The following is a 19,655-nucleotide window of genomic DNA, read 5'->3' as shown; positions in this document are numbered from 1 at the left end:
GGGTCAGTGGGCCACGCTGCTGAACCAGTCCGCGTTCCCCTACGTGCAGACCTCGAACCCGACGTGGGCCTACAGCGCCCGGGTCGACATGGGTCCGTACAAGACCGCGCTGGGCAAGTAAGAGTTGCAGCTGCAGCCAGCAACGATCTGGCTGGCGGTTCAGAACAATCGACGAGCCGCGACCGACCTGCCCTCGGGCGACCGGTCGCGGCTCGTCCGTTGTGTTGCTCGTCCGTCGACGCCTCATCCGGACCCACGGTGTAGTGCGATCCGGACTCACGGCATTGCGCGCACCGACCGCCAGCGGTCGCGTTCGGTCGATCGCAGGTTGGACATGATTGCATAACGACCCTTGACGTCATCACGCGCGGACGTCTAGTCAGTACCGGACAGGGTCGCCCGACCGGGCGATGTCTCCCCTGCTTCCTCGCACGTCATCTCTCTAGGGAGTTCGTCAGATGACAGAACGTGACTACATGGGGTCTGGTCCGCGGGGGCAACGCGGCCGGTCCCGCCGGCGAGCCACGACGCTGGCCGTCGGGGCATGCGCCACTGTCGTGGGTCTCACCGTGGCCGCATGTGGTAGCAGCAACGATGGAGGCTCGGCGTCGGCGTCGGCGTCGTCCAGTTCGGTGGGGACGTTGAAGTTGGCGATCTCGACGACCGACGCGACGCAGATCCAGCCGTTCATCGCGGCGTACTCGGGCTACTTCAAAGAGTTCGGGCTGGATGCCCAGATCACTCTCACCGGTGCCAACAGTGTGACCTCGGTGACCAGTGGGCAGGCCGATGTGGCGTTCGGCGGGGCGGGTGCTCCGGTGACCGTGCAGCAGCAGGGCAAGGCGACCTCGATCATCTACTGGTCGCTGGGCAACAAGTCGGCCGGGTTCATGATCGGCAAGACCGGCATCAAGTCGATCCAGGACTGCAAGACGGTGATCACCGTGACGCAGGCCGGCTCGCCGTACGCGTGGGCGGTGGCCTACCAGAAGGCCCTCGGGTTGAACTACCAGATCATCGCGCAGAGCGACTCCTCGGTGCCGCCGAACTCGGTCGCGGCGGGGACGCAGGACTGTGCGATCAGCACCTACAGCAACATGAACGGTCCGGTGGCGGCGGGCAAGGCGACGTACATCATTGACCCGCGCAACGCCAGCAGCCTGCCGGGTCCGCTGCAGCCGTTGAACTTCGCCGACACCCAGATCTGGGGCATGACGGACAACCTGAACTCGAAGACCCCGCAGCTGGTGGCGTTCGTGAAGGGCATGGACAAGGCGCTGCAGAAGATGAATTCGTCGACCCCCGAGCAGCTGGCCGATCTGCTGTTGACGTCGCCGGACTGGAAGACCTACACCCGCGACCAGCTGGCCGGGCTGATCAAGGAAGTTCGGTTCGGCTTCGCTCCGGAGAGCGGGTTCGTGTCCGAGCAGATGTGGGGTCAGTGGGCGAAGCTGCTGAACCAGTCGGCGTTCCCCTATGTCCAAACAACCGATCCCACGTGGTCGTACAACTCGCGGGTGAACATGGGCCCGTACAAGACGGCCCTGGGCAAGTAGGAGCGGCAGTTCAGAACCATCGACGAGCCGCGACCGGCCCGCCCGCGGGCGACCGGTCGCGGCTCGGTCAGTTCCCGTTCAGGTAGGCGGCTAGGTGCTGGCCGGTGAGGGTGGCGCCGGTGGCCACCAGGTCGGCGGGCGGCCCGGAGTAGACGATGCGGCCGCCGTCGTGACCGGCACCAGGTCCCAGGTCGATGAGCCAGTCGGCGTGGGCCATGACGGCCTGGTGATGCTCGATGACGATCACCGATCGACCGGCGTCCACGAGCCTGTCGAGCAGGGCCAGCAGCTGTTCGACATCGGCCAGGTGCAGGCCGGTGGTGGGCTCGTCCAGGACGAACACCGCGCCGCTGTCACCGAGCTGGGTCGCCAGTTTCAGTCGCTGCCGCTCACCGCCGGACAGCGTCGTCAGCGGCTGGCCGAGGGTGAGGTAGCCCAGCCCGACGTCGGCGAGCCGGTCGAGAATCGTGTGCGCGGCCGGGGTACGCGCCGGCCCGGTGCCGAAGAACGTCTCGGCCTCGGCGACCGGCATCGCAAGCACTTCGCTGATGTCCTTGCCCCCCAAGGTGTATGTCAGCACCTCCGCCTGAAAGCGTTTGCCTTCGCACTCCTCGCACAGCGTCGCGACGCCGGCCATCATGGCGAGGTCGGTGTAGATCACGCCGGCGCCGTTGCAGGTCGGGCAAGCCCCTTCGGAGTTCGCGCTGAAAAAGGCGGGCTTCACCCCGTTCGCCTTCGCGAAGGCCTTCCGGATCGGGTCGAGCAGCCCGGTGTACGTGGCCGGGTTGCTGCGCCGCGAGCCGCGGATCGCCCCTTGGTCGATCGACACCACGTCGTCACGACCGGTGACCGAGCCGTGGATCAGCGAACTCTTCCCCGACCCGGCGACGCCGGTCACGACGACCAGCACTCCCAACGGGATGTCGACGTCGACATCGCGGAGGTTGTGAGTGGTAGCGCCGCGAACCTCCAGCACACCGGTCGGCGTCCGCACCGTCGCCTTCAGTGCCGTCCGGTCGTGCAGGTGGCGGCCGGTGAGCGTGTCGCTGGCCCGCAGTTCCGCCACCGAGCCTTCGAACACGATCATCCCGCCGGCGGCGCCCGCTCCCGGTCCGAGGTCGACGACGTGATCGCCGATCTCGATCGCCTCCGGTTTGTGCTCCACCACCAGCACGGTGTTGCCCTTGTCTCGCAACTGCAGCAGCAGGCTGTTCATGCGGGCGATGTCGTGCGGATGCAACCCGATCGTGGGCTCGTCGAACACGTAGGTCACATCGGTGAGCGACGAGCCCAGTTGCCGGATCATCTTGGTGCGCTGCGCCTCACCACCTGACAGCGAGCCCGACGGTCGCTCGAGCGACAGGTAGCCCAGGCCGATCTCCACGAACGAGTCCAGGGTGCGTTGCAGGGTCGCCAGCAGGGGAGCGACGGACGGTTCGTCGAGGCCGGTCAGCCATTGCGCGAGGTCCGAGATCTGCATCGCGCAGGCATCGGCGATGCTGATTCCGTCGATCTTGGACGATCGGGCCGCTGCCGAGAGCCGAGTCCCCTGACATTCCGGGCACTGCGTGAACGTCACCGCGCGTTCCACGAAGGCGCGGATGTGGGGCTGGAGGGCGTCGACATCCTTGGACAGGAACGACTTCTGCAGCTGCGGGATCAGGCCCACGTAGGTCAGGTTGATTCCGTCGACCTTGATCTTGGTCGGTTCCCGGTAGAGCAGATCGTTGAGTTCTCGCTTGGAGTAGCGGCGGATCGGCTTGTCCGGGTCGAAGAAGCCGCAACCCCGGAAGATGCGGCCGTACCAGCCGTCCATGCTGTATCCGGGGATGGTCAGCGCACCGTCGTTGAGCGACTTGCTGTCGTCGTACAGCGCGGTGAGGTCGATGTCGTTGACCGAACCCCGACCCTCGCACCGCGGGCACATGCCGCCGGTGATGCTGAAGCTGCGGCGCTCCTTCACCGTCTGGCCGGCACGTTCGATCGACACCGCGCCCGCGCCACTGATCGACGCCACGTTGAACGAATAGGCCTGCGGCGAACCGATGTGGGGCTTGCCGAGCCGGCTGAACAGGATCCGCAGCATGGCGTTCGCGTCGGTGACCGTCCCGACGGTCGAGCGGAGGTTGGCGCCCATCCGTTCCTGGTCGACGATGATCGCGGTGGTGAGCCCGTCGAGGACATCGACATCGGGCCGGCCCAGTGCCGGCATGAAACCCTGGACGAAGGCGCTGTAGGTCTCGTTGATCAGCCGCTGTGACTCCGCGGCGATGGTCCCGAACACCAAGGAACTCTTGCCCGAGCCCGACACTCCGGTGAACACCGTCAGTCGTCGCTTGGGGATCACGACGCTGACGTCCTTGAGGTTGTTCACGCGGGCGCCCTGCACGCGGATCAAGTCGTGGCTGTCCGCCGGGCTGCCGCTGGCCGTGCCCGGCGACGGACTGCTGGGCTTCCCCATGATTCTCCCTGCGTCAGAACGGGTACGGCGTACCGAAGTCGCGACGGAGGAACGGTCCGACGGGTCCGGTGGATCCGCACTCTAACCCGCTCGACGCACCACGTTGCCCGGGACGGCGTCAGGCGCACGCTGCCGCCGTCCGGGCAAGCACGATGGCGGCGACGATGAGGGCGGCCAATTGCAACCAGTTCACAGTTTCTCCAACGAGAACGCGACGGCGATGACGGCGGCGGCCAGCGCGACGATGAGGCCGAGAGCGGCAAGGTCAGCCATGGCTGGGTCCTCCGTGGTGGTGACGTGACGAAGCCGACGGGCCGCAGGCGTGCTTGTCCCGATGGCGGCCGATGACCGGGGTGCGGTGGGAGCGACGAGCGGGGGTGGTCGGCGGCGGACGAGGTCACGCCGCGCGGTGGACTGCTGGGGTATCGGTCGGGCACACGCCGATCGAACCGCTGCCCGGCCGGCGTCAGCCGATCCTTGACGGACCCCTGACGGCCGCCACATCGATCTTTACGCCGCCTTGACTGCTGGCGGGGTGTCGGGGAGGACCGGCGCGCCGCGAGGGGAGATCCGTAGCGGATCTCCCCTCGCGGCGGGATTCCCTCGTACCGGTCGGGGTGGCGGGATTCGAACCCACGGCCTCTTCGTCCCGAACGAAGCGCGCTACCAAGCTGCGCCACACCCCGGCAAACCCGGGGGAGTCTAGCCCAGCCCAATGGCGGCCCGATCACGGCTAGCCGGCGCCCGCCGGTCGGCCGGCACCGCGGTCAGGACGTGGCCGCGGTCAGCCGGATCCAGCGGTCAGGACGTGGCCGGAACGAGCGTGAGCAGGGTCGCTTCCGGGGGGCAGGCGAAGCGGACCGGGGCGTACGGCGACGTCCCGAGCCCGGCCGAGACGTGGAGGAAGGCGCCACGGCCGTCGACACCGCCCAGGGCCGGGTCGTCGAGCCCGGGGATCCCAGGCTCGAACGGCTTCGGGTGGCGCGACAGCCCGCGAGCGCGGTGCCGGTCGATGTCGCAGTTGGTCACCAGGGCGCCGTAGCCGGGTAGCCGGAGCTGACCGCCGTGGGTATGTCCGGCCAGGACCAGGGACGCGCCGTCGGCCGCCATCGCGTCGAGCACCCGCAGGTACGGCGCGTGGGCGACGCCGAGCGCGAGGTCGGCGGCCGGATCGAACGGGCCGGCGACCTCGTCGTAGCGATCGCGGCGGATGTGGGGATCGTCGACGCCGCGGATGTCGATGGCCCGCCCGGCGGCGAGCAGGACGCCGTGGGCGTTGGACAGGTCGAGCCAACCGGCTGCGGTGAGGCCGGCGACGAGGTCCGGCCACGGCAGCGGCGGGCGGCTCGGCGGCGGTGCCGAGGACGGACCGAGCAGGTACCGCGCCGGGTTGCCCCGGGCCGGGGCGAAGTAGTCGTTGCTGCCCAGGACGAAGGCGCCCGGCAGCCCGAGCAGCGGCTCGAGGGCGTCCAGGACGTGCGGGACGGCGTCGAGGTGCGCCAGGAAGTCGCCGGTCACGATCACTGCATCCGGTTGCAGCGCAGCCAATCCGGCGACCCAGGTCCGCTTGTCCTGCTGGTCGGGGGTCAGGTGCAGGTCGGACAGGTGCAGGATCGCCAGCGGTGGCTGCCCCGGCCGCAGCACCGGGACTGTGGACTGCCGCAGCCGGTAGGAGCGCGCTTCGAGCAACGAGTAGCCCAGGCCCGCTGCCGCGCCGGCGACCAGCGCTGCCGCGCCGAGGGCGGTCCTGGTGGGGAAAGGCACCGGCCCATGCTCGCACGCGGCTGCCAGGATGCGGCCATGAGCGACACCCGGCCGGCAGGCCTCAAGGCGCAGCTGCGATCGGATCTGACCGAGGCGATCCGCAGTCGGGACGAGTTGCGGTCAGCGACGCTGCGGATGGTGCTGGCGGCTCTCACCACCGAGGAGGTCGCCGGCAAGACGGCGCGAGAACTGTCCGACGCCGACGTCGTGACGGTGCTGGGTCGGGAGGCGCGCAAACGCCGCGAGGCCGCTACGGCGTACGACGAGGCCGCGCGACCGGAACTCGCCGCCCGGGAACGCGCCGAACTCGGGATGATCGAGGGTTATCTGCCGGCACAGCTGACCGATGCCGAACTCGCGTCGATCATCGAAGCGGCTGTGGCCACGGTACGCGGGACCGGGCAGGACGGCCCGGGTGCGATGGGCGCGGTGATGAAGCTGGTGCAGCCAAAGGTCGCCGGTCGGGCGGACGGCGGCCGGGTCGCCGCCGACGTACGGCGCCTGCTGTCGTCCTGACTCAGCCCGACGGCGCTGGCGCCGGCCCGGGTGTCGCGCCCGGCGCCTGCCCGGGTGTCGCGCCCGGCGTCGGGCCAGGCGTTGCCCCGGGAGTGGTCGGCGCGTTCGGGTCAGTCGGCGTGTTCGGATCGGTTGGGGGCGCGACCTTCGGCGGCGGCGGCGGGGTATCCGTTGCCGCCTGCAGGCCCCAGGACGATTCCAGGTCGAACCGGGTTTCCGGCGTACCGTCCAGGGCTCCCAGCATGGCCTGCTTCCAGATCGGCCCGGGCAGCGTGGAACCGAAGACCTGGTCGTAGTACCGGCCGTTGATCGTCACGTTTTTCATCGGGTAGCGGAAGCCGCCGCGGGGGTCGCCGACCCACACCGCGGTGGCCAGATCCGGGGTGTAGCCGGCGAACCAGACCGCTGCGGACTCGTTGGTGGTCCCCGTCTTGCCCGCCGCCGGGCGGCCCAGCGACATCGCCTGCCCGGTGCGGCCGCCGATGTAACCGTCGACGACTCCGGTGAGCAGCGCGGTCACGCTGTCCGCGACATTGCGGTCGACGACCCGTTTGCACTGGGGGCCGGGCAGATCCAGTTTCTTCCCGTCCCGGTCGGTGATGTTCATGATCGGTGTCGGCTTGCAGTAGACGCCGTGGTTGGCGAACGCGGCGTACGCGCCGGCCATCGCCAGCGGGGTGACCTCGTTGGTGCCGAGCGTGAACGACGGGACGCGGTTGAGGGGCTTGCCGTTGCCGAGGGTCACGCCCATCTGCTCGGCGATCTCTGCCGGACGGCACAACCCGGTGCGCTGTTCCAGCGCGAGGAAGTAGGTGTTGACCGAGAAGGCCGTCCCTTGGCGCATATCGAAGGTGCCCGAGCGCGTCGAGTTTCGCGCGGTGTATGTCGGGAACTTGGTGTTGGCGTCGCAACTACGGAAGTCGCTGAAGGTCCCGACCTGGGGCGACGCGATCGGCTCGAACGGCGAAATGCCCTGTTCCAGCGCGGCGGCGAGCACGAACACCTTGAACGTCGACCCCGCCTGCATCCCCTGGGTGCCGCCGTGCGCGACGTCGGCGGTGTAGTTGTACGTCGTGTTGCCCGCGCCCTTCGTCCCCCAATCGCGGTTCTCCGCCATGGCGACGATCCGGCCGGTCCCCGGCTGCACCATCGCGATCGCCGTCGCCCGCTTGCTCTTGTCCTTCGGCGGGATGTACGACCTGACAGCCTGGTCGGCCGCTGCCTGCGCCTTCGGGTCGATCGACGTCCGGATGACCAGCCCGCCGCGTCGCAGCAGCGCTTCCCGCTCCGCCTGGGTGGCACCGAAGGCCGGGTCGGTCCTGATGGTCTGGATCACGTAGTCGCAGAAGAACGGGGCGCTCGACGTCGTGCAGCCGTTGCTGACCGTGGACGGCTTCATCAGCGACGCCATCGGAATGGCGGTCGCCGCTGCCGCCTCCGGCGCGGTGACGTAGCCCTGCTCGAGCATCACCTTGAGCACCACGTCGCGCCTGATCTGGGATTGACCGGGGTTGCGGGTCGGGTCGTACGCCGTGGGGTTCTGCACCAAACCGGCCAGCGTGGCGGCCTGGCTGAGGTTCAGGTCCTTCGCCGAGATGCTGAAGTAGCGGCGGGCCGCGGCTTCGACGCCGTACGCACCGGCCCCGAAGTACGCGATATTGAGGTAGCGCTCGAGAATCTCGGCCTTGCTGAAGCGCTTCTCCATCGCCAGGGCGTAGCGCATCTCCTGCAGCTTGCGCGCCGCCGACTGCACCGTGGCCTGGGCGGCTTCTTCCGGGGTGTCGGCGCTGTTGATCAGGACGTTGCGGACGTACTGCATCGTCAGGGTCGAGGAGCCCTGCTGGACGCCACCGGCGCTGGCGTTGGTCACCAACGCGCGCAGGGTCCCGCGCACGTCGACGCCGTTGTGCTCCAGGAAACGGGAGTCCTCCACCGCGACGATCGCTTCCCGCATGATCGGAGCGACGTCGGCCAGCGGCACCTCGACACGGTTCTGGTAATAGACGGTGGCGAGGGACGATCCGTCGGAGGCGAGGATCTCGGTGCGCTGCGGCAGCGGCGGCGTCTCCAGCTGCGAGGGCAGGTTCTCGAAGCCGTCGACCGCGCTGCGCGCCGCGACTCCTGCTCCGCCGACCAGCGGCAGCGCCATCCCGGCGGCGACGAGCCCGGCGATGACGGCGACGACGACGAACAGGACCAAGCGGGCCGCGATGCCCGCCGGGTTCCGCCGCCGCCGCATATCGCTCGGGGGAAGCACGGCCATGGGACGTCCAGGGTAGGCCGAGACGTTCCGTCCTGGCGTGCTGCGCGTGCTGCGCGGAGCGTCGTGGCGAGGCTCACACCGTCCCCGGGGCGCGTTCACACGTTGGTTACTCCGCCGTAAGGCTGGCGAATACTGCCGTCTGTACGTTCCAGATCACCGGCCGTAAGGTCGCAACACACGCCAGACCGGGAAGACCGGCCGCCGTCAGGTGATCCGGTCGCCACCGGTCCCGATGGGGGGAGGCGCTCCCGATGACCTGGACGCACGACTGGGCGAGCCGCGCGGCATGCCGGTCGACTGACCCTGATTCGCTGTTCGTGCAAGGCGCAGCCCAGAACCGCGCCAAGGCGGTCTGCATGGGGTGTGCGGTCCGGACGGAGTGCCTGGCTGACGCCCTGGACAACCGGGTCGAGTTCGGCGTCTGGGGCGGCATGACCGAGCGAGAGCGCCGTGCGCTGCTGCGGCGCCGCCCGCAGGTCACCTCGTGGGAACGGTTGCTGACGACCGCCCGTGACGAGTACGAGCGGCACACCCTGCCCGAACCGGGCCGCAAGGCCTCCTGACCCGGGGCGGCCTTCTCGGGCCCGGGCAGCTTCCGTCCGGACCTGTCGCCGTCGTCCCGCGGTGCTACCGCAAGAGCGCGGAACCGGGTCCGGGTAGCAGCCCTTCGGGTGGCACCGCGGCAAAGCCCGCGGCGGTCGAGTGGTGCGTCAGGGCGCGGTGGTGGCCAGCGCAGCACCGATGGTGCGCAGGCCTTCGAGGTCGTGGACGTCCCGGGCGAGCATGGGGACGGCAACCACCGGGACCTTGGGGTGGGCGGCGGTGAATCGCTCAGCCAGATGGCGCTGGCGGGCGGCGGCCGTGACGCGATCGGCGTGCAGCCGCAGTAGCGCCGCGGTCTCCGGGTGGCTGGCGTCCTCGTCGAGGCGGTCGGCCGCCGCCAGCGCCTGTTCGGCGCTCAGCAGGGGTGCTCGTACTTCACAGACCCGGTTCAGCACCAGCCCGGCGACCGGCATGTGCTCGGTGGCGAGCCGTTCCACGAAGTACGTCGCCTCCCGCAGCGCATCGCGTTCCGGGGCCGCCACGACCAGGAACGACGTACCGGAGTCCTGCAACAGCCGGTACGTCGCGTCCGCGCGCTCCCGGAACCCGCCGAACACCGTGTCGAAGGCGGCGACGAACAACTGAATGTCCCGCAGGACCTGGGCGCCCAGGATCTTGCCCAGCACGTTCGTGACGATCCCGAAGCCGGCCGCGACGACCTTGCCGATGCCGCGGACCGCCCCCTTGCCCGGCGCGACCAGCAAGCGCATCAGACGGCCGTCGAGGAACGACCCGAGACGGTCGGGGGCGTCCAGGAAGTCCAGGGCCGACCGGGCCGGCGGGGTGTCGACGACGATGAGATCCCAGGTCCCGTCCGCGTCGGCTCGGGTACGCAACTGGCCGAGTTTCTCCATCGCCATGTATTCCTGCGTGCCGGCGAACGAGCTGGACATGGCTTGGTAGAAGGGGTTTGCCAGGATCTGTGCGGCTCGGTCCGGCTCGGCGTGGGCCTCCACGACCTCGTCGAAGGTCCGCTTCATATCGAGCATCATCGCGTCGAGCGATCCACCGGAACCGTTGTCCGGCAAGGCGACGCGGCGGGGGACGTTGTCCAGCTCGGTGAGCCCCAGCGACTGCGCCAGGCGGCGGGCGGGGTCGATGGTGAGCACGACGACCCGGCGACCCCGTTCCGCGGCGCGCAGCGCCAGCGCGGCCGCCGTCGTCGTCTTGCCGACTCCGCCACTGCCGCAACACACGACGGTCCGGGTTGACCGCTCCGCCAGCAGGGCGTCGACGTCGACCAGGGCGGCGTCCGGTGCGACCGCAGCGGTCAGTGCGCTCATGTCATGCCCTGCGCGGACAGCCGGTTCGCCAGCGTGTACAAGGCCCCGAGGTCGACGTTGGTCACTTCGGGCAACTCGTACACCGGGGTCCCGGCCGCCACGACCCGGGCCCGTTCCTGCGCCTGCAACAGCAGCCGGTCGGCATGGTCGGCGGCCTCGGCGACCAGAGCGTCGATCGTCTCCGCCGCCGCCCGGCGGCCGCCGAGCCCGGCAGCGGCGACCCCGGCGGCGACCAGCGAGCCGTCCAGTGCCCCGTCGAGCGTCTGCGGGCTCAACACGGAGGCGCGGACCTGATTGATCACCACCGCGCCGACCGGCAGCCCGGTGGCGCGCAGTTCGTCGATGCCGTCGAGGGTTTCCTGGACCGGCATCTCCTCCAGCAACGTGACGAGGTGCACGGCGGTTCGCGGCGATCGCATGACGGCCATGACTGCCTCCGCCTGGGTATGGATCGGCCCGACCTTCGCCAGGCCCGCGACCGCCGTATTGACATTGAGGAACCGGGTGATCCGGCCGGTGGGCGGGGCGTCGAGGACTACCGCGTCGTACGCCGGTACACCATGGTCACGCCGCTTGACCGCTTCGATCGCCTTGCCGGTGAGCAGGACGTCGCGGATCCCGGGCGCGACGGTGGTCGCGAAGTCGATGGCCCCCAGCTTCTTCAGCATCCCGCCGGCACGCCGCAGGTTGTAGAACATCTCGAGGTAGTCCATCAGCGCCGCTTCGGGGTCGACCGCCAAGGCCAGCACCTCGCCGCCGCCGGGGGCGACCGCCACGCGGCGTTCGTCGTACGGCAACGGCGGGCAGTCGAACAGCTGCGCGAGGCCCTGCCGGCCTTCGACCTCCATCAGCAGGACCCGGCGGTTGCCCTCGGCCAGGGCCAGCGCCAGGGCCGCGGCGACGGTGGTCTTGCCCGTCCCGCCCTTGCCGGTGACCACGTGCAGTCGCACGCCCGGCCAGTCGCCTCCGGACGAACCCTGACGACCGGACGAGCCCTGACGACCTGTCACCGGTCGAGCGTAGCCCGGTGGCCTGCCACCCGCCCCGTCGTCGGGCTGCCCCGGACCGACCACGGCCGTCACGCCGCCAACTAGGGTGCCGCTCATGACGACCTGGGAGTACGCCACCGCTCCGCTGCTGGTCCACGCGACGCAGCAGATCCTCAACAACTGGGGCCAGGACGGCTGGGAACTGGTCCAGGTCGTGCCCGGCCCGACCGCCGAACAACTGGTCGCCTACTTCAAGCGCCCGACGGCCTGACGCGATGGGAACCGTCGCGGCGCGACTGGCGGAGCTCGGCCTGCGGCTGCCACCGGTCGCCGCGGCACTCTCCGCGTACGTGCCGGCGGTCCGGACCGGCAACTACGTCCACACCGCCGGACAGCTCCCGCTGGTCGACGGCGACCTGCTGGCGACCGGCCGGGTCGGCGCCGGCGTGGACCCGGCGACGGCGACCGCCTGCGCCCGGATCTGCGCGCTCAACGGATTGGCGGCGGTGGCCTCCGTGGTCGACCTGGACGAGGTCGTCCGGGTGGTCAAGGTGGTCGGTTTCGTCTCCAGCGCAGCCGATTTCACTGGACAGTCGGCCGTGATCGATGGCGCGAGCACGCTGTTGGGCGAGGTGTTCGGTACGGCGGGCCAGCACGCCCGCAGCGCCGTCGGGGTCGCCGTACTGCCGCGCGATGCTCCCGTCGAGGTCGAACTGCTGGTCGAGGTGGCGGCCGGAGCGTGACCGCGCCGCGGCTACCGGGCCGGACCGGCAACCCGGAGCGCGACCGCCGGGCCCGGGCGATCGCGTTGGGCGACGCTGCTGCGTGGACGCCGCCGGAGGTCCGCGACGCCGCGACGGTCATCCTGCTGCGGGACTCGCCCGACGGCCCGCAGGTCCATCTGCAGCGCCGGGCGGCTGCGCTGTCCTTCGCCTCGGGCATGCACGTCTTCCCGGGCGGCCGGGTGGACGCCGCCGACTACGAGCCCGCCGTGCCGTGGCGGGCGTCGCCGGGGTCGTCGCTGCCTCAGCCGGCCCTGCGGCGGACGACGGCCGAGGCGCTCATCGTGGCCGGCATCCGCGAGACGTACGAGGAGATCGGGGTGCTGCTCGCGGTCGATCCCTCCGGTCGGGCTCCGGCCACCGACGACGCGACGTGGCTGCGGGACCGGCTGGCGCTGGTACGCGGGGAACTGGGTTTCGCGGAGTTCCTCACCGCACGGGGGTTGCTGATCGACCCGGCGTCGGTCGCGATGTGGTCGCACTGGGTTTCCCCGGCGACCGAGAGCCGCCGCTACGACACGCGCTTCTTCGTTGCCGAAGTTCCTGCCGGACAGGCGGATTCCGAACTCGTCATGGACCACCACGACGACACGGTCCTGGTGGCCGAGTCCGAGGGGCAGCAGTGGCTGCGCCCGGCCGATGCGCTGGCCGAAGCGGCGGCGGGCTCGCTGCCGTTGCTGCGGCCGACCGCGCAGACGCTGGCGACGCTGGTGGGTTTCGACAGCGTGGCGGACGTCCGACACGCTGCGGTGCATCGGGAAGTACGTCCCCGGATGGGCCATCCGGTGGCGATCGACGGTGACCGGGTGGTGTGGGCGGAAGTGGACGCCTATACCGGCGAGACGATCGGTGCCTTCGACATCGCCGTACCGCCGAGCGAGGTCGACGGTATGACGGAGCGCGGCGAGCCTGACGGTATGACGGAGCGCGGCGAGCCCGACGGTATGACGGAGGTGAGCGACCCGTGAGCACCGCCCTGCCGGTCCTGGGGTCGGCCGAACCGTGGTCGGGCGGGCAGGTCAGCGCATACGCGACGTGTGTGCTGGCACCCAACCCGGGCGTGATGACGCTCGACGGGACCAACACCTGGATCCTGCACGAGCCCAACGGTTCCGCCGCGGTGCTGGTGGATCCGGGGCCGGACGATCCCGAGCACTTCCGTGCCGTGGACGACGCGTTGCGGGCCCTGGACCTGCACGTCGGCATGGTCGTGTTGACGCACCGCCACCTGGACCACTCCGCGGGTGCGGCCGCGTTCGCCGGCCGCCACGGTGCCGGGGTGCGGGCGCTCGACCCGGCGTGGCGACTCGGCGACGAGGGGCTGAGCGGCGGCGACGTACTCGCGGTCGGCGGCCTGGAACTGCACGTGGTCGGGACGCCGGGCCACTCGTCGGACTCGGTCAGCCTGTGGTTGCCGGCCGACGACGCGGTGCTGACCGGCGACACCGTGCTCGGCCGGGGCACGACGGTCGTCGCCCATCCGGACGGTGACCTCGCCGAGTACCTGGCGTCGTTGCACCGGTTGCGCGACCTCGCCGCCGAGCACGGGCTGCGCCGGGTGCTGCCGGGGCACGGTCCGGCGCTGCCGGACCCGGTCACCTTGCTGGACGACTACCTGGCGCATCGTGCCGCGCGGCTGGACCAGGTCCGCGCCGCGGTCGCCGCCGGAGCGCAGTCCGCCGCGGACGTCGTCAGCGTGGTGTACGCCGACGTACCCCGGGCGGCGTGGCCCGCGGCGACGCAGTCCGTGCAGGCACAGCTGGACTACTTGCGCGCGACCGAATCCTGACGCGCCCCGGCCGGTCCTGGTCCACGCCTCAGCGGGACCGGCGTTCGAGCCGCTCCAGGTCCAGCAGGAGAACCGAGCGGGACTCCAGCCGGATCCAGCCGCGCTGGGCGAAGTCGGCCAGGGCCTTGTTCACCGTCTCGCGTGACGCTCCGACGAGCTGGGCGAGTTCCTCCTGCGTCATGTCGTGGGTGACCTGCAGGCCGTCGGTGGTCACCTCACCGAAGCGGTCGCCGAGGTCGAGCAGGGCCTTGGCCACGCGGCCGGGGACGTCGGAGAAGACCAGGTCGCTCATCGCCTCGTTGGTCCGCCGCATCCGGCGTGCCAGCGCCTGCAGCAGTGCCTCGGCGACCTCCGGGCGGCCGCTGAGCCAGGGCCGCAACTGTGGTTGCCCCAGCCCGAGGACGACGGCGTCGGTGAGCGCGGTGGCCGTGGCGGTGCGCAGGCCCGGGTCGAAGAGGCTGAGTTCGCCGCACATCTCGCCGGGACCCAGCACGGCCAGCAGCGATTCGCGGCCGTCCGCGGACGTCGTGCCGAGCTTCACCTTGCCCTCGGAGATCACGTACAGCCGGTCGCCCGGCTCACCCTCGGCGAAGATGATGCCGCCACGGGCGATGGGGGTCTCCTGCATCGTGGCGCGCAGCGAGTCCGCGGCCTCCGGGTCAAGCGCGGCGAACAGGGGTGCCGCCCTCAGCGCATCGTCCACCGGTCCTCCTCGATCGTCCGCGCACAGTGTGACGTACGTGGCCGATCGGTGGCGGAGGGCTACCCGGCGGGTGTGCCGGCGAGTCGGTGCGGTAGCCGGCCGGCTGCCGGCGGACGCTGTGGCCCCGCGGTGCCCGGTGGCTACTCGGGTTCGGTGGGCAGGGCGGTCAGGGCGAGGATCGGGTTCTCCCGGTACCGGGCGATGAGTTCCGCGGTGACGGCGTCCTGGCGACGGAACAGCTCGCTGCGGTACGTCGACAGCCGGTGTTCGGCGTCGGTCATCTCCGCCGCAAGCTGCCGTACCGCCACCTCGTCGTCGGGGTCGATGATCCGGCTCCACAATTCGGCGAGATCGTCCATCGGCGGCAGGCCCTCGACGGCCTCGACGCTGACGTGGGCGAGCCGGCGGTGTGAGCCCTGGGCGTCGGTCAGCGCGGTACGCAGGTCGGTCACCGGATCGTGCGACCCGATCCCGGCCCGCAACAGGTCCAGCCGTGCCTGGATGATCCGGCGCCAGTAGGAGACCCGGGTCTCCTCCTCGGCGATGGTCTGCCGCATGGTGCGCAGGTCGGCCAACGCGTACGTGTCGAAGGCGGCATCCCGGCGCGGCGGCGGTGCGGCCAGCCGCTGCCGCTTGCGCTCGGCACGCCGAGCGGCGGCGGCGGCATCGACGGGGCGCGCGATCGATCGCGCCGCCCTGCCTGTCGCTGCCATCGCCACCTCCTCACCTGTCCGGCCGCACCGCTGTCCCGTCCGGACCGTGTCCGTGACGGTGGCTCGTCGGGGACCTGTCCTGTCGGAAGCGCTGTCCCGTCGACATCACCGCCTGTGGGGGACATCGGCCGACGGCGGAAATTGCTTGAGCGCAGCGTGGTCGCTGAGCGGGTACGGCGGTGTCCGGCGGTCGCCGTACCCTCGTCAGGTGACCGCCCCCGACCGTCCGGCGCCCTCGACGGCACTGGTGCGGCGCGCCCGCCGGACGTACCGGGTGCTCGCGCAGACCTATCCCGACGCGCATTGCGAGCTGGACTTCGGCTCGCCGCTGGAGCTCCTGGTCGCCACGGTGCTGTCGGCGCAGAGCACCGACAAGCGGGTGAACCTGGTCACGCCGGCGCTGTTCGCGCGCTACCCGGACGCAGCGGCGTACGCGGCAGCCGACCGGGCCGAGATGGAGGACCTGATCCGGTCGACCGGGTTCTTCCGGGCGAAGACCACGAGCCTGATCGGGCTGGCGCAGGCCATCTGCGAGCGTTTCGACGGGCAGGTCCCCGGCCGGCTCGAGCAGCTGGTCACGTTGCCCGGCGTCGGTCGCAAGACGGCCAACGTCGTGCTGGGCAACGCGTTCGGGGTGCCGGGGATCACTGTTGACACCCACGTCGGCCGGCTGTCACGTCGGCTCGGCTGGACGGAGGAAACCGACCCGGTACGGGTCGAGACCGAGCTCGGTGCGCTGTTCGCCCGGCGGGACTGGACGATGCTGTCGCACACGTTGATCTTCCACGGCCGCCGCCGCTGCCATGCTCGTAAGCCGGCGTGCGGTGCCTGCCCGGTCGTCCGCTGGTGTCCGTCGTACGGCGCCGGACCCACCGATGCCGTCCTCGCCGAGCGGCTGGTCCGTGACGTCGAGGACGGGCCGGCGTGACGGCACGGCCGGGCCGATCCCGGGTCGACGTCGGGCCGCGCCGATCCCGGGTCGGCCTCGGGCCACGCCGGGGCGGCGCGACCGTGGGGCTGCGCCGGGGCCGGTCCTGGGCTGCCCGCGTCGGTGCGGCAGCTGTGGTGGCCGGGTGCCTGGTCGTGGTGGCCGGCTGCGGCGCCGGCCCCGTCGACGCACGTGCCGCTGCCGGGAGCCGGCTGACGCCGTCGCCGGCTGGCAGTTCGGCCGACCCGGGCAGGTCCGTACCGGATCCAGCCGACGACGCGCAGACCAACCAGCTGCGAGCCGCGTCCGCACTCCGGCCGTGTCCGACCGGCCCCGTGACGTCGGGTCCCGCTGCTTCCGGAACGGCGGCGTCCGGCCCCGCCGCGTCCGGGTCGGCGGGGGGCGTGCCCGCCGCGGCCGGCTCCGCGGCGGCCGGACCTGCGGGGGGCGTGCTGCCCGCGGTGACGTTGCCGTGTCTCGGTCGCGGCGGTGCCGTGGAGTTGGCCGCGCTTCGCGGGACGCCGCTGGTGGTAACGCTGTGGAACTCGTCGTGCGGGCCGTGCCGGGCAGAGCTGCCGCTGTTCGACGGCTTCGCGCAGGCGACCGGGTCCCGGCTGGTCGTCCTCGGCATCAATGCCGACGAGCCGGCCGGCGATGGTCTGTCGTACGCCGCCAGCCTGGGGCTCACCTTCCCGTCGCTCAGCGATCCTGACAACGTGACGCGGCCCCTGCTGGGCTGGATCGGCTTGCCGGTCACGTACTTCTACCGGTCCGACGGGTCGCTGGCCGGCCAGCACATCGGCGAGATCACCGACCGCGCCATGCTCGCCAGCCTGGTCGCCCGGCAGCTCGGCGTCAGCGTGCCGGCGTGACTGCGATGTCGTGGCCGGGGGCGCTGCCCCACGACGACCCGGACCGCGGCTGGGTCGCGCCGGGGGCACGGCAGCGGGTACCCGACTGGTTCCTGCCGCTGCTCGACGTCGCCGATCAGGTGACGGCCGCGGATCTGGCGTTGCACTCCTGGACCGCGGCCAGCCGGCAGGGCGCGGTGCTGATCCTGGTCGGTGACGGTCCTGCCGGGCCGGACGTGTTGCTGCTGCAGCGAGCCGCGACGATGCGCACCCATGCCGGCCAGCCCGCCTTCCCGGGCGGGGCGATGGATCCCGACGACGACGGGGTCATCGCGACGGCACTGCGGGAAGCGGTCGAGGAGACCGGTCTGGAACCGGCGGGCGTCGACGTCGTGGCGACGTTGCCGCAGCTGTACCTGCCGCCGTCGAGTTTCGTGGTGATCCCGGTCCTGGCCTGGTGGCGCGACCCCTCACCGATCCGGGCGGCGAGCGCGGCGGAGGTCGCCAGCGTCCACCGGGTCGCGGTGGCCGAGCTCGCCGACCCGGCGAACCGGCTGCAGGTCCGCCACCCGGCCGGTTTCACCAGCCCCGGCTTCCGGGTGCAGGGTTTGCTCGTCTGGGGTTTCACGGCCGGGATCCTCGATCGGTTGCTGGACCTCAGCGGCTGGGCACAACCGTGGGACGAGTCGTCGGTGGTCGACCTGCCGATCGGGCGGTGACCGAGCTGTGAACGTCGTGGACTGGGTGCTGCTCGCCGCAGTGATCGTGTTCGCCTGGACTGGATGGCGGCAGGGTTTCGTTGCCGGACTGCTGTCGTTCGCCGGGTTCATTCTCGGTGGATTGGTTGGCGCTCAGCTGGTCCCGCGATTGCTGGAGGGCCGGGACCTGCCGGACGTCGGACGTGCGGTGTTGGTCGCGGCGGGTGTTTTCATCGCCGCGATCCTCGGGCAGGCGCTGACCGGACTCGTCGGCGGTTGGCTACGCGCCCGGATCACGTGGCATCCGGTCCGGATCCTCGACAACGCCGCCGGCGCCGTACTCAATGTGCTCGCCCTGGCTGTCGTGGCCTGGTTGATCGCCTCGACCGTGGCGATGTTGCCCGACGGAGCGGTCGCCCGGGAAGTCCGGCAGTCGACGTTGCTGGCTCGGCTGGACGAGGCGGTTCCGGACGTCGCGCGCGACTGGTTCGCCGCAGTCCGGCAGACGGTGTCCGGCAGCGTGTTTCCGCGAGTGTTCGGCGGGATCGGCCAGTTCGTCGAGCCGGGTGTCGCGGCCCCCGATGCCGCCGTCGTGACGGCCCCGGCCGTCCGGGCCGCCCTGGAATCAGTCGTCCGGGTCAGTGGCCTGGCCGGCGACTGCGGCTCGCAGGTGACCGGGTCGGGCTTCGCGTACGCCGACAATCTGGTGATGACCAACGCTCACGTCGTGGCCGGAGTATCCGAACCGACGGTGCAGGTGGACGGCGAGGGCCCGCTGTTGCGCGCGTCGGTCGTGTACTTCGACCCCGAGGTCGACGTTGCGGTGCTGCAGGTTCCGCGTCTGAAAGCCGCCGCCCTGACTTTCACGCCTGCGGCGCCGGCCGGGGCTGCGGCGGTCGTCGCCGGCTTCCCGGGCGGTGGCCCGCTGCGCGCAGGTGGCGCGCGCGTCGGCGGTGCAATCGATGCGCGCGGTGAGGACATCTACGGCGGCGCCGGAGTGGTCCGGCAGGTGTATCCGCTACGAGGCGAGGTACGCCCGGGCAACTCCGGTGGACCGCTGCTGGCCGCGGACGGCACGGTCTACGGCGTCGTCTTCGCCGCGTCGGTCGACGACCCGCAGGTGGGGTATGCCCTGACAGCAGACCAGGTTTCGGCCGCTGCTGACGCCGGCCGCCGAGCCTCCGGCAGCGTGTCCAGTGGAGCCTGTCGCAAGGTCGGTTGAGGTTTCAAGGTCGGTTGAGGTCGTCCGTAGGCAGGGATGGCGGACGGCACGTACCGCGGCCGGCACGTACGGCTGACGGGACGTACGGCTGACGGGACGTAGGGCGGACGGCACGTAGGGCGGACGGGACGTAGGGCGGACGGCACGTAGGGCGGACAGCACGTAGGGCGGACGGCCGGTGAACGACGGTGACACGTTTCGGCCGGGGCGCGGCTCGTGTCTTCCACAGGTCCAATAGTGCTTGTCCACCAGCAGGTTTCTGGCCCCGTGGTTGTCGGTGAGGGTGGCTAGGTTCGGGGCATGTTCGATGTGGTGCCGGGCCCGGGGTTGGCTGCGCAGTTGGGCGTGGTCGAGGTGGCCGGGCTGTCCGATGCCGAGGTGCTGGACTACGTGGCCGCGTGTGACCGGTTGGAAGCGTGGGTGGCGGCGCGGCGGATGGTGGCGATGGCGACGTTCGCGCATCGCGGTGACGCGGAGGGGTTGGGGATCTTCCCGTTGCCTCGCCCCGCTGATCCGGAGCTGCTGGGCGCCGGC

General features: G+C 71.0%; 19 protein-coding genes and 1 tRNA gene. 12 read left to right on the top strand and 8 right to left on the bottom strand.

Going from position 1 to position 19,655, the window contains the following annotated elements; translation table 11 throughout:
• The first annotated feature begins 458 nt into the window (after positions 1 to 458).
• A complete protein-coding gene (locus EPO13_01655; protein TAK70883.1) occupies positions 459 to 1,556 on the top strand; it encodes a hypothetical protein in 1,098 nt (365 codons plus the stop codon).
• A 67-nt stretch (positions 1,557 to 1,623) separates the two neighbouring features.
• Here the strand turns inward: EPO13_01655 and EPO13_01650 are convergent, their stop codons facing one another.
• From EPO13_01650 to EPO13_01640, 3 genes are all read right to left on the bottom strand, one after another.
• Positions 1,624 to 4,017: an excinuclease ABC subunit UvrA gene (locus tag EPO13_01650; GenBank protein TAK70882.1), complete on the bottom strand. Its 2,394-nt coding sequence runs from the start codon at positions 4,015 to 4,017 to the stop codon at positions 1,624 to 1,626.
• Positions 4,018 to 4,626: 609 nt separating this feature from the next.
• A tRNA-Pro gene (locus EPO13_01645) sits at positions 4,627 to 4,703 on the bottom strand.
• Between the two features lie 115 nt (positions 4,704 to 4,818).
• Positions 4,819 to 5,781 (bottom strand): metallophosphoesterase, encoded by a 963-nt coding sequence (locus tag EPO13_01640; GenBank protein TAK70881.1) that lies wholly within the window; start codon positions 5,779 to 5,781, stop codon positions 4,819 to 4,821.
• A gap of 36 nt (positions 5,782 to 5,817) precedes the next feature.
• On the opposite strand from EPO13_01640, the gene EPO13_01635 reads away from it, so the two are divergent.
• Positions 5,818 to 6,297: a GatB/YqeY domain-containing protein gene (locus EPO13_01635; protein ID TAK70880.1), complete on the top strand. Its 480-nt coding sequence runs from the start codon at positions 5,818 to 5,820 to the stop codon at positions 6,295 to 6,297.
• Between the two features lies 1 nt (position 6,298).
• Here the strand turns inward: EPO13_01635 and EPO13_01630 are convergent, their stop codons facing one another.
• On the bottom strand, positions 6,299 to 8,560 hold the full coding sequence (locus tag EPO13_01630; GenBank protein ID TAK70879.1) for a glycosyl transferase family 51: 2,262 nt from the start codon (positions 8,558 to 8,560) through the stop codon (positions 6,299 to 6,301).
• Positions 8,561 to 8,811: 251 nt separating this feature from the next.
• On the opposite strand from EPO13_01630, the gene EPO13_01625 reads away from it, so the two are divergent.
• The gene (locus EPO13_01625) at positions 8,812 to 9,123 is read left to right on the top strand and encodes a WhiB family transcriptional regulator (GenBank protein ID TAK70878.1); all 312 of its coding nucleotides are present in this window, start codon (positions 8,812 to 8,814) and stop codon (positions 9,121 to 9,123) included.
• Positions 9,124 to 9,270: 147 nt separating this feature from the next.
• Here EPO13_01625 and EPO13_01620 read toward each other — a convergent pair whose 3' ends face one another.
• Together EPO13_01620 and EPO13_01615 are read right to left on the bottom strand one after the other, a co-directional pair.
• Complete coding sequence (locus EPO13_01620) at positions 9,271 to 10,446, bottom strand: ArsA family ATPase (GenBank protein ID TAK70877.1); 1,176 nt, start codon at positions 10,444 to 10,446, stop codon at positions 9,271 to 9,273.
• Complete coding sequence (locus tag EPO13_01615) at positions 10,443 to 11,552, bottom strand: ATPase (protein ID TAK70876.1); 1,110 nt, start codon at positions 11,550 to 11,552, stop codon at positions 10,443 to 10,445. Before EPO13_01615 ends, EPO13_01620 begins: the two co-directional genes overlap by 4 nt.
• On the opposite strand from EPO13_01615, the gene EPO13_01610 reads away from it, so the two are divergent.
• The 4 genes from EPO13_01610 to EPO13_01595 all read left to right on the top strand — a co-directional run bounded on the left by EPO13_01610 (position 11,551) and on the right by EPO13_01595 (position 14,006).
• Entirely contained in the window at positions 11,551 to 11,706 is a 156-nt protein-coding gene (locus EPO13_01610; GenBank protein TAK70875.1) for a DUF4177 domain-containing protein, read from the top strand. The two genes, EPO13_01615 and EPO13_01610, sit on opposite strands and share 2 nt — an antisense overlap.
• A 4-nt stretch (positions 11,707 to 11,710) precedes the next feature.
• Positions 11,711 to 12,178, top strand: coding sequence for a RidA family protein (locus EPO13_01605; protein TAK70874.1), 468 nt, complete (start codon positions 11,711 to 11,713; stop codon positions 12,176 to 12,178).
• A complete protein-coding gene (locus tag EPO13_01600) occupies positions 12,175 to 13,185 on the top strand; it encodes an NUDIX hydrolase (protein TAK70873.1) in 1,011 nt (336 codons plus the stop codon). The genes EPO13_01605 and EPO13_01600 overlap by 4 nt, the downstream gene beginning before the upstream one ends.
• A gap of 95 nt (positions 13,186 to 13,280) precedes the next feature.
• Positions 13,281 to 14,006: an MBL fold metallo-hydrolase gene (locus tag EPO13_01595; protein TAK70885.1), complete on the top strand. Its 726-nt coding sequence runs from the start codon at positions 13,281 to 13,283 to the stop codon at positions 14,004 to 14,006.
• Between the two features lie 28 nt (positions 14,007 to 14,034).
• Here the strand turns inward: EPO13_01595 and EPO13_01590 are convergent, their stop codons facing one another.
• Together EPO13_01590 and EPO13_01585 are read right to left on the bottom strand one after the other, a co-directional pair.
• Entirely contained in the window at positions 14,035 to 14,709 is a 675-nt protein-coding gene (locus EPO13_01590; protein TAK70872.1) for a Crp/Fnr family transcriptional regulator, read from the bottom strand.
• 140 nt (positions 14,710 to 14,849) lie between these two features.
• Positions 14,850 to 15,266 carry a hypothetical protein gene (locus tag EPO13_01585; protein ID TAK70871.1) on the bottom strand — a complete coding sequence of 139 codons (417 nt, stop codon included), beginning with the start codon at positions 15,264 to 15,266 and terminating at the stop codon, positions 14,850 to 14,852.
• Between EPO13_01585 and nth the strand changes: the two genes are divergently transcribed.
• The 5 genes from nth to EPO13_01560 all read left to right on the top strand — a co-directional run.
• Positions 15,265 to 16,350 (top strand): endonuclease III, encoded by a 1,086-nt coding sequence (gene nth / locus EPO13_01580; protein ID TAK70870.1) that lies wholly within the window; start codon positions 15,265 to 15,267, stop codon positions 16,348 to 16,350. The genes EPO13_01585 and nth overlap by 2 nt on opposite strands.
• Positions 16,347 to 17,222, top strand: a complete 876-nt coding sequence (locus EPO13_01575; protein TAK70869.1) for a TlpA family protein disulfide reductase — start codon at positions 16,347 to 16,349, stop codon at positions 17,220 to 17,222. Before nth ends, EPO13_01575 begins: the two co-directional genes overlap by 4 nt.
• Positions 17,223 to 17,227: 5 nt before the next feature.
• A complete protein-coding gene (locus EPO13_01570) occupies positions 17,228 to 17,920 on the top strand; it encodes a CoA pyrophosphatase (GenBank protein TAK70884.1) in 693 nt (230 codons plus the stop codon).
• Positions 17,921 to 17,927: 7 nt separating this feature from the next.
• A complete protein-coding gene (locus EPO13_01565; protein TAK70868.1) occupies positions 17,928 to 19,121 on the top strand; it encodes a MarP family serine protease in 1,194 nt (397 codons plus the stop codon).
• 300 nt (positions 19,122 to 19,421) lie between these two features.
• On the top strand, positions 19,422 to 19,655 hold a 234-nt coding region (locus tag EPO13_01560; protein ID TAK70867.1), incomplete at its 3' end, for a hypothetical protein.

It is taken from the genome of Actinomycetota bacterium, assembly GCA_004297305.1.
Taxonomy (GTDB): Bacteria; Actinomycetota; Actinomycetes; order S36-B12; family FW305-bin1; genus FW305-bin1.
The sequence above is the reverse complement of the archived record's forward strand: the minus strand, read 5'-3'. Positions and strand labels throughout refer to the sequence as shown.